The organism is Streptosporangium sp. G11 (assembly GCF_051192615.1).
GTDB lineage: Bacteria > Actinomycetota > Actinomycetes > Streptosporangiales > Streptosporangiaceae > Streptosporangium.
Window position 1 is genome coordinate 297508 of record NZ_JBPJUQ010000003.1, and the last position, 16015, is coordinate 313522.

The window sequence follows — 16015 nt, forward strand, 5'->3', positions numbered from 1 at the left end:
GCCCGGCGGCGCCGGGAGGACCCCGGGTCCGGCCCGGCGTGCGAGCCCTGACACGGGCTCCTGCCATGGAGGGTGCCGTGAAAATACACGCCGCCGATAGGGCGGAGAGGTCCTTCGACGTAGCATCGGAGTATGTCGCAGCAAGGGCGGTCCCAGGAGCCGGAGCGGCCCCCGGGAACCCCCGCCCCCCGCGCTCGCGGCGGCTGGCCGCCGTCCGGCTCCCGGGTGGGCGGCGTCGGCGGTCCCGCCGGTAGGCGGGTCCGGCGGGCGCCCGCGCTGGGCTCCCCCGCGAGGCGGTCCCGCGTGCGCTCCTGGCCCGCGGCGGGCCGCGACCGCGCGGCGGTCAGGCGCGCCGAGCTGGCGACCCTGGAACAGGGCATCCGCTTCCGTACGATCTTCCTGATCCTGATGGGCACGATCCTCGCCATCGCCGCCACCAACGTGCTGACCGGCACGGTCGGGCTGGTGCGCGAGACGAGCTCGCGCCCGCTGACCGCCGCCGAGCAGGCCCGTTACATCCAGGACGACATCGCCAGGCGCTGGCACACCTGGACCGCCGACCTGGTCTTCCCCGCCGAGTTGCAGTACATCGGCCTCGGCAGGGTCCAGCAGTACGCCCGCAGGGTCGGTCTCGCCCCCGAGGTGGCCTGCGCGGCGGGAACGGACCCGCCGGTGGGGTCGGTGCTCTCCGAATACGGCTGCCGCACCCTGCTGCGGGCCACCTACGTGGACCAGACGTCCTCGTTCGCCTTCACCGTGGGCATCGCGGTGCTCGACGACGAGGAGCGGCGGATCGCCGCCTCCGCGCAGCTGGCCGTGGACGACCGGGTGGGGGTGCGCCCCGTGGCCTTCCCCGGCACGGCGACCGAGCTGTTCGGGGCCGCGCAGCGCCAGCGCAACGCCTGGGTCGGCGTCGGCCCCTACATCGTCTTCTCCACCGCCGGTTACACCGACGGCCGGACCCGCCAGGCGGTCGCCCCCGAGGAGATCCTGCACAGCGAGCTGTGGCCCGCGGCCCAGGCGGTCGCGGGGCGCATCGCCCGCGCCCTCGGCGACGAGCCCAGCGCCGTGCCCCAGTGCACCCAGGGGAACGTGTGCTGAGGCTCCGGCGGTTCTGGGCGGCAGGAGTGCTGGTCGGGCTCTCGGCGGCGGGTCCGGTGCCGGTCGCCGCCCCCGTGTCGGCCGTCCCCGTGCCGGCCGCCCCGGCGCTCGCCGAGCCCGTGTCGGCCGCGTCGACCGCGCCGCCCGAGTCGGCACCACCAGAGTCGGCACCGCCCGAGTCGGCACCGCCCGAGTCGGCATCGCCCGAGGGGGCGGCGGACGTGCGCGAGGACCAGCGCTGGGTGCTGGAGATGCTCAACGCCGAGGAGGCGTGGAAGGTCACCAAGGGCTCGGGCGTCATCGTGGCGCTGGTCGACAGCGGGGTGGACGACCGGGTCGCCGAGCTGCAGGGGCGGGTGATCTCCGGGCCCGACATGGGGTCGGTCCGGTTCGACAGGGACAGGCCGGACGCCGGGCGGCACGGCACGGCCATGGCCTCGCTCATCGCCGGGGCGGGCAAAGGGGAGGAGGGCCTTCTCGGCGTCGCGCCCGAGGCCAGGATCCTCTCGCTGCCGCTGATCGTCGAGGGGCGGCCCGAGGACGGGACCGCCCTGCCGAACGAGGACCTGCGCTCGCGCGACGACAGCCCCCTGGCCCGCGCGATCCGCTACGCCGCCGACCACGGGGCCAAGGTCGTCAGCATGTCGCTGGGTGCCTACGGGCCGCACAGGAGCGAGCGGGAGGCGGTCTCCTACGCGCTGTCCAGGGGCGTGGTGCTCGTCGCCGCCGTGGGCAACGACGGAGACTCCCAGTACGCCATGGACAACGCCACCTCCTTCTGGAACTTCCCGGCCGGATACTCCGGGGTCATCGGCGTGGGCGCGGTGGACGACCTGGGCAGGCCGGCGACGTTCAGCAGTGACAACCTGTCGGTCCTGGTCTCGGCGCCGGGTGTCGACGTGCCGGTGGTCGTTCCCGGAGGGAAGTACGGATCCTCGGAGGGGACCAGTTCGGCGACCGCGCTGGTGGCCGGAGTTATCGCCCTTATAAAAGCAAAATATCCGGATATATCGCCGCAAATGGTGTCGCAGGCCCTGACCTCCACGGCCACGGCCCGGCCCCTCGGCGGCTACGACGACCACGTCGGGTTCGGCATCATCGACGCCGCGGCCGCCCTGGCCAGGGCGGGCCGGCTCGTGGCCGCCGCGGCGGAGGTCCCGGCCCCCGACGGCAGGCACTTCGGCGACGGCACCCTGCCCACGGAGCCCAGCAGGCCGGGCCCCGAGCCCGCGCGTCTCTGGCTGTACGGCGCGGGCCTCGCGGGCGGTCTGCTGGCGTTCGCGGCGGCCGTGGCGATGCTCAACCGGCACTCCGGCAGGGGCGGGCCGATGATGGCGTCCCCCGAGTCGATCCGGCGCGGGAGGTCGCGAAGGTAACCGTAATTTGACTGCGATTCGAACGCGTTTTGGACACTGTTCGGATGCGGTAGCCCGGATGTCGGAATTCGCGCTCCGGAAAACCGGGAACGTTCGCTAGTCTCGCGCTTTATGGGGTACGAGTTGCGCGTGGAGCGCCCTGCGCCTCTCGCCTTCGCGGAACTCGCGACTGTGCTGGGGCAGGCGGGGTTCGAGTTCAGGGGCTCGCAGGAGTCGGGGGAAGTCCTGGCCCGCCACAATGGCGCGGTCCATGCCATAGCAATATGGAACGGACGCCTTTCCGGCGCTCCCGGATCCGACTGGCAGGTGGCCCAGCTGGCGCGCGTGTCCGCCCTCCTGGGAGCGAGACTGGTCGGCGAGGACGGCGAGTCCTACGCGATCCGCGGCGGCCTGGTCGAGCAGCTGAACGGCTCGGCGGCCTATGAGTTCGGCAAGCTCGACGAGATCCTCACCGCCGGACCGACGGTATGGAGTCAGTAGGCCACCCCACCCCGTACGCCGAGCGGGTGCTCGACCTGGTCGAGCGCATCCCGTCCGGAATGGTGATGTCCTACGGCGACATCGCCGAGTATCTCGGCGAGGGGGGCCCGCGTCAGGTCGGCAGGGTGATGTCCACCTGGGGCGGGGGCGTGCCCTGGTGGCGCGTCGTGCACGCCGACGGCACCCCGCCGCCCGGCCACGAGCAGCGGTGCCTGGTGAGCTGGCGCGAGGAGCGAACTCCGCTGAGGGGCGCCCGCGCCGACATGCGAGCGGCCAGATGGGACGGAAGCCCGTAGATTGTACGGTGGGACGGGGTGGGAAACCCGGCAGATCACAAATGCCTGTAAATCCCGCAGCCCCGTAAATCACGGCGTAACCGGCCCTGCCGTGGCGCACTAACATGGCCTAGGACAGCGCTCTGTCCGAAAGGCGGTGCTTTCCCCATGGCCACCGGTGCCACTCCCGCACGAGCCAGCGGCGACCCCGTCGCTGATCGTCTGCGGGTTGTCCAGGATCTCTGCGACCGGGGAGAACCACTCGACTCGATCATGGCCGCGGTGCTGGCAGACGGGCTGAAACCGGTTGAGCGCCGCCGCTTCGACGCCGACGCGCTGGCCGGCCCCCTGGGGACCCGGCTGGAGATCGCGGCCAAGCGGGGCGCCGCCAGGCGCCGCGAGTTCGTCACGCTCCTGAAGCCGTACGTGACCGGCGTCGACGCGAAGGTCAAGCGCGACCTGCCGGTCGCCCGCAGGATCGCCTTCCACCTGATCGAGCATCGGGGGATCGACGACCTCGCCGACGGCGACGCGCTGCAGAAGCTCGTGGCCGCCGCGGCGGAGCCTTCGAAACGCGTCCGCAAGAGCCTCCGCTGGTACGCCGACCTGCCGCTCCAGGACGAGCTGCCCGAGACCCTGTACCGGCTGCGGGCCGCCGACCTCATCCCGGTGACCCAGGTCGAGGACATCTCCTGGTCGGGCGGGCGGCTGCACGTCAGCGGCCACGCCTACCTGGCCGGACTGTCCGTGCGCAGCCGCCGCCTCAACCGGGCCACCGTGGTGCTGCGCGGCCCGCGCTGGCTGCCCCCGGTGCGGCTTCGCACCCGCAGGGTCTTCCACCCCGAGGCGACCCACGGCGCGGAGGAGGCGGGCTGCAACTACGACTGGTCCGGCTTCACCGCCGAGATGAGCCCGTGGCCGCTGCGCTGGCGGTCGGCCGTACGGGCCGTGGTGCGCGGGGGCAAGCGGCTGCTGCGCCGCCGCGCGACCGTGCAGGACACCACCACCTGGCGTACCGAGATCGTGATCTGGAGCCGTGGCGCCCGCGCCGGGGGTCTCCTGCGCGGTCCCTCCACCGGCCGTACCGAGCGCCCCGCGGGGCTGGACCTCGGCAAGGGCTGGTGGATCCGTCCCGTCTGGACCTCCGACCGCGCCCTGCAGGTCGTGCTGCAGCCCACCCGCGCCGAGCTGGTCGGCGTGCGGCTGGACGGCGAGCGCCTGGAGGTCGAGGTCTTCCTGCCGGGCAAGGGCGTGACCAGGGGGCAGGCCCGCCTGGACGGCCACCGGATCGCCGCCGAGTTCACCCCGGCCGAGGGCGGCACCACCGTCGTCGTGCCGCTCGCGACGGCCTCCCTGCTGCAGGAACGCGACGGCGGCCGGCTCTGGATCGAGCCCAAGGGCGACCCCGCGGCCTCCGTCATGATCGGCAAGGCCCGGGAGAGCCGTACGGTCGTCGGCGACCGCGAGATCACCGTGCTGCGCGACCGGCGCGACCGCGTGAGCGTCTCCGCGCACCGGATCCGCCCGGTCATCACCGCGGCGACCTGGGACGAGCGGGGCGTGCTCACGCTGGAGGGCTCCTACCCGGGCTCCGGCGAGGCCGCGCTGACCCTCAAGCACCGCAGCGGGCTGATCCACGCCATTCCCCTGGAGCGGGAGGGCTCCCGCTTCACGGTCGCGCTCGCGCCCGCCGCGATGCCCCGCTTCGCCGACACGGCCCCGCTGAGCAGCGGCACCTGGAGCATGGCGGTCCGCGACGAGGCCGGGCAGATCGTCCCGTTCCGTGTCGACCACGCCATCCTCGACGGGCTGGACGAGGAAACGAAGATCCGCGACGGTCGCGAGTACCGCCTGATTTCCACCCGCTTCGACATCCCGGTGCTGTCGGTCGCCGAGCACCTCCCCGACGACGAGAAGGGCGCCGGCGGCCTGTTCGCCCTGCGCCGGCACTTCTACCCTGCCGAGCGGACCCGCGAGCTGAACGACGCGACCGTCTACGTCGCCTACGACGGGCGGCAGTACGAGGGCAGCGTCCGCGCGGTCTACGAGGAGCGCGTGCGGCGCGGCGACGCCGGCGAGCACATCTGGGTGGTCAAGGACGGCGCGTTCGCGCCTCCAGGCCCGCAGGAGCTCGGCCTGGGCGCGGGCACCACCCCGACCGTGGTGCGCGCGGGCAGCCGTGAGCACTACGCGGCGCTGGCCAGGTCCCGCTACGTGGTGACCAACGGCTTCCTGCCGCCGTGGTTCCGGTCCCGTGAGGACCAGGTGGTGGTGCAGACCTGGCACGGCACCCCGGTCAAGCGCCTGGGCAACGACCTGCCGCACATGTCCCGCGACCCCAGGCCGCCCGCCTGGCACCGGCAGGCCGTCGAGGTGCGTGGCTGGGACCTGCTGGTCTCCCAGAGCCCCTGGGCGACCCGCGTCCTTCGCAAGGCGTTCGGCTACCAGGGCGAGGTCCTGGAGAGCGGCTACCCGCGCAACGACGTGCTCGTGGCCCCCGACCGCGACGAGCTGGCCGCGGCGGTGCGCGCGCGGCTCGGCGTCGCCGGGGACGCCAAGGTGGTGCTCTACGCGCCGACCTACCGCGACTACGACCGCAAGAACGCCTCGATCCGCCTGGACCTGGCCGAGGCGCACCGGGTGCTCGGTCCCGGCTACGAGTTCCTGATCCGGGGTCACTCGATGCAGGCGGCACCGAACGTGCGCGCCGGCCTCGGCCGTGATGTAACGACATATCCGGATATCACGGATCTGTTGTTGATCGCGGACGTGCTGATCACGGACTACTCGTCGGTCATGTTCGACTTCGCGGCGACCGGCAGGCCGATGCTCTTCTTCACCTACGACCTGCAGCGATACTCGTCCAAGCGGGGCATCTACCTCGACCTGGCCGCAGAGGTCCCCGGCCCGCTGCTGTCCACCGGGGCGGAGGTCATCAAGGCCCTGCGGTCGATCGACGAGGTGGCCGCAGCCCACGCCGAGAAGTACGACCTCTTCCAGCGCACCTACGCGCCCCGCGACGACGGCAAGGCGACGGCGAGGCTCGTCGACCGCGTCTTCTCGACCTGACCGTCCCGCGCCGGTCCGGGTGATCCGGCCGGCGCCCGGGGGCCGTTTCCCTGAAACGGTCCCCGGACTCGTTCCCGGGCCCTCTCGCGATCCCCGGCCGGTTCCGGGCGGTTCCGGGTGGTTCCGCGAGAGGTCCGCACGAGCGCCCATCCCGCCTTCCGGGGGCTCCGGCCCAGGTCGGCGCGTTGCTCCGGCCACCGGGTCTCCCGCGAACCGCCCGCCGCCCGCCGCGTCCGGTGAAGAATCCGCCATGCCGTACCCGCCGACTCGGCACGATCATCGCCCGGGATCTGGTGGAATGGCGAGTTGTGAGTGGTCAGGACTGGCGGCTGATACGTCGTGAGGGTGCGGGGAGGGCTGTTGCCCCTGTGCTCGACGAGCACCAGCGGGCGGTGGTGGCCCATGAGAGCGGTCCTCTCCTCGTGCTCGCGGGGCCGGGCACCGGCAAGACCACCACGATCGTCGAGACCGTCGTCGACAGGATCGAGCGCCGGGGCGTCGACCCCGAGCGGGTGCTCGTCCTCACCTTCAGCCGCAAGGCCGCCGAGGAGCTGCGCGAGCGCATCACCGCCCGGATGCGCCGCACCACCCGCACCCCCCTCGCCCTCACCTTCCACAGCTACGCCTACGCGCTGCTGCGCCGCGAGGCCGTGCTCGCCGGAGGGGTGCCGCCGCGCCTGCTGACCGGCCCCGAGCAGCTCCTGGAGATCCGCCGCCTGCTCCACGGCGAGCTGGAGGACGGCGCCACGCACTGGCCCGACGACATGCACGAGGCGCTCAAGACGCGCGGCTTCGCCTCCGAGCTCCGCGACTTCCTGGCCCGCGCCGCCGAGCGCGGCCTCGACGGGCCCGAGCTGAGGGAGCTGGGCCGCCGCCACGGCCGCGCCGACTGGGTGGCCGCGGGAGGGTTCGCCGACCGCTACCAGGCCAGGTTCGACCTCGACCTCGAACCGGTGCTCGACTACGCGGAGCTGATCCGCGCGGCCGGGGCCCTGCTCTCCGACCCCGAGGTGCGCGCCCGCGAGCGGTCGGCGTACGACGCCGTCTTCGTCGACGAGTACCAGGACACCGACCCCGCCCAGGAGTTCCTGCTCCAGCAGCTGGCGGGGGAGGGCCGCGACCTGGTCGCGGTCGGCGACCCCGACCAGTCGATCTACGGTTTCCGCGGCGCCGACGTCCGCGGGATCATGAACTTCCCCGACCGGTTCCGCGACGCCGGCGGCGCGAAGGCCCCCGTCGTCGCGCTGCGCGTCTGCCGCCGCAGCGGCCAGGACCTGCTGAGGGCCACCCGCCGCGTCACCGCCCGCCTGCCCGCCACCCCCGGCGGCGCCGCCCACCGCGACCTGCGCGCCCTGCCGGACGCCGAGCCCGGCGACGTACGGGTGCTGGTGGCCGACGGCGCCACCCAGGAGGCGGCGATCGTGGCCGACACGCTCCGCAGGGCGCACCTGCTGGACGGCGTCCCCTGGTCGCGGATGGCCGTGCTGGTGCGGTCGGCGACACGCCAGGTGCCGCTGCTGCGCCGCGCCCTGGTCACCGCGGGGGTGCCGGTCGTGGTCGGCGGCGGCGAGGTGCCGCTGTTCCAGGAGCCGGGCGTACGGCCGCTGATCAGGCTCATCCAGGTGGCGCTGCACCCGGAGACCCTCGACGAGGGGGTGGCGGAGGAGCTGCTGACCGGGGCTCTCGGCGGCACCGACATGATCGGGGTGCGCCGCCTGCGCCGCGCCCTGCGGATCGCCGAGCACGAGGCGCTGGCCGGCCCCGACGAGCACGACGTGGACGAGATGGTGGAACGCGCCGCCGAGCGCGAGACCCCCGGCCCGCGTTCCTCGGGCGAGCTGATGGTCGCGGCGCTGAAGGACGCGCGGGAGCTGGTGAGGGTGGAGCCGCACGTGGCGCTGCCCGCCGAGCGGCTCGCCGGTCTCATCTCCGCCGCCACCGAGGCCGTCCGGCAGGGCGGCACCGCCGAGGACGTGCTGTGGGCCGTCTGGCAGGCCACGGGCCTGGCCAGGAAGTGGACCGACGTCAGCATGAGGGGCGGCGTCAGGGGCACCATGGCCGACCGCGACCTCGACGCCGTCGTGGCGCTGTTCGACCACACGGCCAGGTTCGTCGACCGGCTTCCGCACGCCGGGGTGGACGTGTTCGTCGAGGACCTGGTCGCCCAGGAGATCCCCGGCGACTCCCTCGCCGCGCGGGCCCCCGACGGAGACACGGTCCGCATCCTCACCGCGCACCGCTCCAAGGGCCTGGAATGGGACGTGGTGGTCGTCGCGGGGGTCCAGGAGGGCGCCTGGCCGGACCTGCGGCTGCGCGGGTCCATCCTGAGCACCGACGACATGGTCGCCAGGGCCGAGGGTTCCGAGCACGAGAACCCGGCGGCCGTCTCCGCCGCGCTCGCCTCCCAGCTGCTGGCCGAGGAGCGCCGCCTGTTCTACGTGGCCGCGACCAGGGCCAGGAAGAGGCTCATCGTCACCGCCGTGGGCGGCGACGACACCGAGGAGCGGCCCTCCCGCTTCCTCACCGAGCTGGTCCCCGGCTCGGCCGAGGACCCGGGCGTCGACGAGCGCTCCCGCTGGCTCAGCATGTCCGCGCTGGTGGCCGATCTGCGCTCGGCGGTCGCCGACTCCACCAGGCCCGAACCGCTCCGCAGGTCCGCCGCCGAGCACCTGGCCAGGCTCGCCGCCTCCGGGGTGCCCGGCGCCCACCCCAACGAGTGGTACGCCCTCACCCCCATCTCCGACGACCGCCCGCTGAGCTGGCCCGACGACATCGTGCGCGTCTCGCCCTCGGCGGTGGAGAGCTTCAGCAAGTGCGGCCTGCGCTGGCTGCTGGAGACCTCCGTCGGGGCGGGCGGCACCGACGTGGCCCGCGGCCTGGGCACGGTCGTGCACGCGCTGGCCGTCCTCGCCGCGACGGGCATGCCCACCGAGGAGACCCTCGGCAAGCGCCTGGACGACGTCTGGCACGAGCTCGACTTCGGCGGCGTCTGGTACAACCGCAAGCAGCGCAGGGTCGCCGAGGAGATGATCTCCAAGTTCGTCCGCTGGCACCAGGAGAACCCCCGGGAGCTGGTCGGCCTGGAGGAGGCGTTCACGGCCATGGTCTCCGAGGGCGTGCAGATCAAGGGCCGGGTCGACCGGGTCGAGCGCGACGGCGACGGCCGGGCCGTGATCATCGACATCAAGACCGGCAAGAACGGTCCCAAGGACGCCGATCTCGAACGCCACCCCCAGCTCGGCGTCTACCAGCTCGCCGCGCTGCTGGGCGCCTTCCAGCGGCACGGCATGACCGAGCCGGGCGGCGCCGCCCTGGTCCAGGTGGGCGACGCTGCGGGAAAGAAGGCCGCCAAGGAGCAGACGCAGCCCCCCCTGGCCGACGACTCCGACCCCGGCTGGGCCCGCGACATGGTCGACACCGTCGCGATCGGCATGTCGGGGCCGTTCTTCCAGGCCAAGGTCAACGACGGCTGCCGCACCTGCGCCGTGCGGGCGAGCTGCCCGGTCAGCAAGAACGGAGATCAGGTGTGCTGAGCCGCACGACCCCGGGGGACTCCCCGTGCTGAACCGCGTCACGTGTACGGGGAGCCCGCGCCCCGCGCCCGGTCGTGTCACGCGTACCGGAGGGCCGGGTCCGCGCCGCGCGCCCGGTCGTGTCACGTGTACCGGAGGGCCGGGTCCGCGCCGCGCGCCCGGTCGTGTCACGTGTACCGGAGGGCTGGGTCCGCGCCGCGCGCCCGGTCGTGTCACGTGTATGAAGGAGTCGGGCCCGCGCCGCGCGGCCCGTCACGGGGGCGCCACGTGCTGAGCCCGGTCCAGCTGGCCGCCAAGCTGGGCATCCTGCCGCCGACCCCCGAACAGGCCACCGTGATCGAGGCCGGTCTCGAACCGATGGTCGTGATGGCCGGAGCCGGGTCCGGCAAGAGCGAGACCATGGCCGGGCGCGTCGTCTGGCTGGTCGCCAACGGCCTGGTCCGCCCCGAACAGGTGCTCGGGCTCACCTTCACCAGGAAGGCGGCCGGAGAGCTGGCCGCGCGCGTGCGCGAGCGGCTCAACGGCCTGGTCGAGACCAAGCAGGTGCCCGCCGACCTGATGGAGGGCGAGCCGACCATCTCGACGTACCACGCCTACGCGGCCCGCCTGGTCACCGACCACGCCCTGCGCGAGGCGCTGGAGCCGACCATGCGCCTTGTCTCCCCGGCCGTCTCCTGGCAGCTCGCGGGGCGGGTGGTCAGCGCGTACGACGGGCCCATGGAGCAGGTCGAGTGGAGCCCGGCGACCGTCACCCGCGCGGTGCTGGAGCTGGCCGGTGAGCTGGCCGAGCACCTGCGCACCCCGCAGGACGTGCGCGACGTCGGCGCCTGGCTCGCTCGGCGGTACGACGAGCTGCCCGGCACGCCGATCAAGGACCAGCGCAGGCCGCTGGTCGTCCAGCGGGCCAGGGAGCAGTTGCTGCCGCTGGTCGAGGCGTACGACCGGCTCAAGCGGGGCAGGGAGGTCGTCGACCACGGCGACCAGATGGCGCTGGCGGCCCGGATCGCCGCCAAGCACGCCGACGTCGGTGAGATCGAGCGCGGGCGGTTCGCCGTGGTGCTCCTGGACGAGTACCAGGACACCAGCCACGCCCAGCTCGTCCTGCTGCGCGCCCTGTTCGGCGGAGGCCACCCGGTGACGGCCGTGGGCGACCCCTGCCAGTCCATCTACGGCTGGCGCGGCGCCTCCGCGGGCAACCTGACCCGCTTCCCCCGCGACTTCAGGACCGCGTCCGGAGAGCTCGCCCCGATCAACCGCCTGTCGGTCAGCTTCCGCAACGGCGACGCCGTGCTGGACGTCGCCGCCCGGCTCCAGCTGCCGCTGCGGATGGAGGCCAGGGAGGTGCCGGTCCTGGTGCCCGGCGGCAACCGGGTCGACCGCGGCCGGGTGGTGTGCGCCTTCCACGAGACCGCCGACGACGAGGCGGAGTGGATCGCCTCGGGGATCGCCAGGGTGCTGGGCGCGGAGAGCGCGCCCGACGGCATGCCCTGGGGGGAGGGCGAGCGCAAGAGGGCCAAGCAGAGCGCCTGGGGCGGGCCGCAGTCGCTCCAGCCGCACGACGTGGCGATCCTGGCGCGCAAGCGCTCGCAGTTCCCCTCGCTGCGCCGGGCGCTGGAGGCGCGCGGCATCCCGGTCGAGGTCGTCGGCCTGGGCGGCCTGCTCACCGTGCCCGAGGTCGCCGACATCGTCTCCACCCTGCGGGTGATCTACGACCCGAGCGCCGGGGACGCCCTGGTGCGGCTGCTGTCCGGTCCCCGCTGGCGGATCGGTCCCGCCGACCTCAAGGAGCTGGGCGAGCGGGCCCGCGAGCTGAACCGGGAGACCCGCGAGAGCGCCTCGCCGGTGGCCGACCCGCTGGACCAGGTCGTGGCGGACATGGCCGAGGAGCGCGGCAGCCTGGTCGACGCCCTCGACGAGCTGCCCGACCGCCCCGCGTGGCAGGACCTGTTCTCCCCCCTGGCCCGGGTGAGGCTGGTCGCCATGGCGCAGGAGCTGCGCGTCCTGCGCGCCCACACGGGCCAGCCGTTGCCCGACCTGATCCTGGAGATCGAACGCAGGCTCGGCCTGGACATCGAGGTGGCGGCCAGGGGGACCGCCGTCGGCCCGTTCGCCGCCCGCGCCGACCTCGACGCCTTCCTGGACGCCGCCGCCCGGTTCGCCGGAGACTCCGAGGACCCGACGCTGGGCGCGTTCCTGGCCTTCCTGAAGGCGGCCGACGAGGAGGAGAACGGGCTGGACGCCGGGCGGGTGGGCGAGAGCAACAGCGTGAAGCTGATGACCGTGCACGCCTCCAAGGGCCTGGAGTGGCCGGTCGTCGTGGTGCCCGGCCTGTCCCAGGCGCTGTCCAAGGCCGGGACGCTCACCGTCGGAACCATGTTCCCCGCCCGCGCCACGACCAGCCCGAAGTGGACGGAGAACTCCCGCAAGCTGCCCTACCCTCTGCGCGGTGACGCCTCGGACCTGCCGGAGCTGACCGGCCTTTCCAAGGAGGAACTGGCCGACTTCGACGAGCGCTGCCGCGACCGCGACCTGCTGGAGGAGCGCCGCCTGGCGTACGTCGCCGTCACCCGCGCCCACTACCTCCTGATCGCCTCCGGCTACCGCTGGGGTACCGCGGCCAAGCCGCTGGAGCCGTCCGACTTCCTGGTGGAGATCCGCGAGACCTGCGGCCGGGTGGCCTTCTGGGCACCGGAAGTGGAGGAGGGGGCCACCAACCCGCTCCTCGCCGAGCCCGCCGAGTCCGTCTGGCCGATCGCCCCGGAGGACGTCCGCTACGCGGCCGTCCTCGACGGCGCCACCATGGTCGAGGCCGCCCTCGCGGCGATGGCCGGGGGGGCGGCTCCCGCGACCGGTTCCGGTTCCTCGTCCTCGTCCTCGTACGAGGACGTCCCCTTCCCCGAGTTTCCCGGGGCCGCGCGGGGCGGGGGGGTTTTCCCCGAGGAAGCGGACGTGCCCTTCCCGGAAGAGGCGAGCGTGCCCTTCCCCGGCGACCCGTGGGACGAGTCCTTCCCGGAGGACCCGGACGACGAGGACGTGCCGTTCCCGGCCGACCCGGGGGTGGTGTCCGGGACGCTGTCCGAGCGGGGGATGGTGTCCGAGCCGGGGGCGGCGGGCGCGGACCCCGAAGCCGCGCCCGAAGTCAGAGCCGGGTCCGAGGCCGGGTCCGAGTCCGAGGCCGGAGCCGAGCCCTGGGCCGGGTTCGAGGCCGAGTCCGGGGAGCTGCCCGGGCGGCGGCCGGCTCCCGTGGCCGACCTGCGCGGGTGGGACAGGGAGCGGGCGAAGGCGTGGGAGCGCGACATCGAGCTCCTGCTCAGGGAGCGCGAGCTGAACCGGCGGCGCGGTGGCGGCCGGGTGGAGCTGCCCACCCACCTGACCGTGTCCTCCCTCGTCACCCTGGCCTCCGACGCTAAGGCGCTGGCCCGGCAGATCCGCCGCCCGGTGCCCAAGAAACCCGCCCCGCTGGCGCGCAGGGGCACCTCCTTCCACCGCTGGCTGGAGGGGCGCTGGGGCCAGCAGCGGCTGATGGACGAGTTCGAGCTGCCCGGCGCGTCCGACGACTTCGAGGAGACCGACGCCCACCTCGACGAGCTGCGTGCCCGCTTCGAGGAGAGCGAGTGGGCGGGCAGGGAACCGCTCGACGTCGAGGTCCCCTTCGAGACCATGATCGCCGACCGGGTGGTCCGCGGCCGGATGGACGCGGTCTTCCAGGTCTCCGACGACCGCTACGAGGTCGTCGACTGGAAGACCGGCCGCCGCCCGAACGGGAAGAAGGCCGAGGCCGCCGCCTCCGTCCAGCTCGCCGCCTACCGGCTGGCCTGGTCCCACCTGGCCGCCGTCCCCCTGGACCGGGTGAGCGCGGCCTTCCACTACGTCCTGCTCAACGAGACGGTCCGCCCCGTCAACCTCCTCGACGAGCGCGGCCTCGTCACCCTCGTCGAATCGGTGCCGGCCCTCGGCTGATCCGGCGCCACGGCCCGCGCGAGATTCCGATGACGTGCCGGAAACGGGGTTGTCCGTGCCCGGAAGGAGGTTTACTCTCTGACTTGTTGACCAGGTTTCATAATTGGTCACGAAGTCAGAGCGAGAGGTTCCAGGGTGCAGGAACGAACAGGACAGGCCATCGGCCGCGCCGACCGGATCCTCGACGCGGCGGCCGAACTGCTCGTGCGCCTCGGCTACCGCAAGGTGACGATCGAGGACATCGCCCAGCTGGCGGGCATCGGCAAGGGCACGATCTACCTGCACTGGCGCACCAAGCAGCAGCTGTTCGAGGCCGTGCTGCTGCGCGAGTCCATCTCGTACGTCGAGCAGCTCCTCGACGGGCTGCGCCGGGATCCCGCGATGCTGCTGCCGCACCGTTTCGTGTCGGAGTCCTTCCTCATGGTCGGCGACAGGCCAGTGCTGCGGGCGCTGTCCGAGGCGTACCTGGAGCGGAGGCAGAGCAGGTTCGCCGACGCCTTCCTGCACAGCCAGGAGCTGCTCGCCTCCGAGCGGTTCTACGGCCTGATGGTCCGGCACGGCCTGCTCCGCGACGACGTGCCGAACCTGTCGTACACCCTGAGCGCGATGATGATGGGGTTCCACCTCAACAACGCCGCGGACCTGATGGGCATCGAGGTGGACAGGCGGGCCAAGGCCGAGTCGATCTCGTTCATCGTCAAAAACGCCTTCGAACCGCCCGAGCCGCCGGGTCCCGAAGAACTCGCCAAGGCCGTCTCGGAGGTCATCGCCGTCTTCGAGGACCTGATCCCGCCCTACCGCACCTGGATCTACGCGTACGACCGCACGCACGAGCCCGGCTGATCCCGGACCCGTCCCGACGAGAAAGGCAAACCATGACCACCATCGCCGACACATGGGGCCTGCACGAGGGGCACTTCTGGCTGCGCGGACGGCACCCGGACCAGCCGGTGAGCTTCGACGCCGACACCGGGATGTGGAACGTCTTCGGCCACCCTGAGGCGCTGCGGATCCTCAGCGACCCGAAGACGTTCTCCTCCGACGCCGGTCGCGTGGTGCCCGAGGTCAGACGGCCCTCCGAGCGCAGCATCACGCAGCTGGACCCGCCCATGCACAGCAAGCTGCGCAAGCTCGTCAGCCACGCCTTCACCCCGAAGGTCGTCGCGGACCTCGAACCGCGCATCGCCGAGCTGACCCGCGAGCTGCTCGACGAGGTGGCCGACCCGGACCGCCTGGAGCTGGTGGCCGACCTCGCCTACCCGCTGCCGGTCATCGTCATCGCGGAGCTGCTCGGGGTGCCCAGCGGTGATCGCCATCTGTTCAAGCAGTGGGTCGACAGGATCTTCGAGAGCTCCCAGCAGTTCTCCCTCGTCAAGCGCAGCGAGGAGCAGGACCGCAACCTGGCGGTCGCCATGGAGCAGGTCAAGCACCTGACCGACTATCTCGGCGAGCACGCCGCCGAGCGCAGGCGTCACCCGCGCTCCGACCTTCTCACCAAACTCGTCGAGGCCGAGGTCGACGGCGAGCGCCTCAGCCAGGCCGAGGTGGTGAACTTCGCCAACATCCTTCTCATAGCCGGGCACATCACCACCACCATGCTGCTGGGCAACACGGTGCTGTGCCTGGACACCCATCCCGAGCAGCTCGCCCGGACCCGCGAGGACCGGTCGACGATCCCTGCCGTGATCGAGGAGTCCCTGCGATTCTTCAGCCCGTTCGCGGCCCTCGGCAGGGTCACCAACACCGACGTCGAGCTCGCCGGGCAGCACGTTCCCGCCGACCAGCTGCTCATGGTGTGGATCGCGGCGGCCAACCGCGACCCGAGGGAGTTCGCCGATCCCGACGTGTTCGACCCCTCCCGCACCCCCAACTCCCACCTCGGCTTCGGCCGGGGCATCCACTTCTGCGTCGGCGCGCCGCTGGCACGCCTGGAGGGCAGGGTCGCCCTCAACATCCTGCTCGACCGCTTCCCCCACCTGCGCACCGATCCGGACGAGCCGCCGAGCTTCATCCCGAGCCCGAACATGACCGGGGTACGGAAGCTGCCGCTGCTCACCTCCGGTTCCTGAGCCGGCCGCCCTGTCACCTCTGAGCGTGCGAGCGGTTCGCCGGCGACCGTCGTGAGGGGTTCCCGCTCCTCACGGCGATCGCCGCCTCCCGGCGGGGTTACCGCGCGGCCCGCCGGTACGGCCCCCGTGCGCGCGCAGGCGTGCTCCGTGGG

General features: G+C 73.0%; 9 protein-coding genes. All 9 read left to right on the forward strand.

Going from position 1 to position 16015, the window contains the following annotated elements:
• Nucleotides 1-132: 132 nt before the first annotated feature.
• The 9 genes from ACSDR0_RS05080 (at nt 133) to ACSDR0_RS05120 (ending at nt 15863) form a co-directional block, all read left to right on the forward strand.
• Nucleotides 133-1101, forward strand: a complete 969-nt coding sequence (locus tag ACSDR0_RS05080; protein ID WP_435287545.1) for a hypothetical protein — start codon at nt 133-135, stop codon at nt 1099-1101.
• Nucleotides 1095-2477 carry a S8 family peptidase gene (locus ACSDR0_RS05085; protein ID WP_435287546.1) on the forward strand — a complete coding sequence of 461 codons (1383 nt, stop codon included), beginning with the start codon at nt 1095-1097 and terminating at the stop codon, nt 2475-2477. The genes ACSDR0_RS05080 and ACSDR0_RS05085 overlap by 7 nt, the downstream gene beginning before the upstream one ends.
• A gap of 129 nt (nt 2478-2606) precedes the next feature.
• The gene (locus tag ACSDR0_RS05090) at nt 2607-2957 is read left to right on the forward strand and encodes a hypothetical protein (protein WP_435287547.1); all 351 of its coding nucleotides are present in this window, start codon (nt 2607-2609) and stop codon (nt 2955-2957) included.
• Complete coding sequence (locus ACSDR0_RS05095; RefSeq protein ID WP_435287548.1) at nt 2945-3253, forward strand: MGMT family protein; 309 nt, start codon at nt 2945-2947, stop codon at nt 3251-3253. Before ACSDR0_RS05090 ends, ACSDR0_RS05095 begins: the two co-directional genes overlap by 13 nt.
• A gap of 252 nt (nt 3254-3505) precedes the next feature.
• A complete protein-coding gene (locus ACSDR0_RS05100; protein WP_435287599.1) occupies nt 3506-6301 on the forward strand; it encodes a CDP-glycerol glycerophosphotransferase family protein in 2796 nt (931 codons plus the stop codon).
• A 368-nt stretch (nt 6302-6669) separates the two neighbouring features.
• Nucleotides 6670-9834, forward strand: coding sequence for an ATP-dependent helicase (locus ACSDR0_RS05105; protein ID WP_435287549.1), 3165 nt, complete (start codon nt 6670-6672; stop codon nt 9832-9834).
• 267 nt (nt 9835-10101) lie between these two features.
• Nucleotides 10102-13794, forward strand: coding sequence for a UvrD-helicase domain-containing protein (locus tag ACSDR0_RS05110; RefSeq protein WP_435287550.1), 3693 nt, complete (start codon nt 10102-10104; stop codon nt 13792-13794).
• A 135-nt stretch (nt 13795-13929) separates the two neighbouring features.
• Nucleotides 13930-14637, forward strand: coding sequence for a TetR/AcrR family transcriptional regulator (locus tag ACSDR0_RS05115; protein ID WP_435287551.1), 708 nt, complete (start codon nt 13930-13932; stop codon nt 14635-14637).
• 32 nt (nt 14638-14669) lie between these two features.
• Nucleotides 14670-15863, forward strand: coding sequence for a cytochrome P450 (locus ACSDR0_RS05120; RefSeq protein WP_435287552.1), 1194 nt, complete (start codon nt 14670-14672; stop codon nt 15861-15863).
• The last annotated feature ends 152 nt before the right edge of the window (nt 15864-16015 follow it).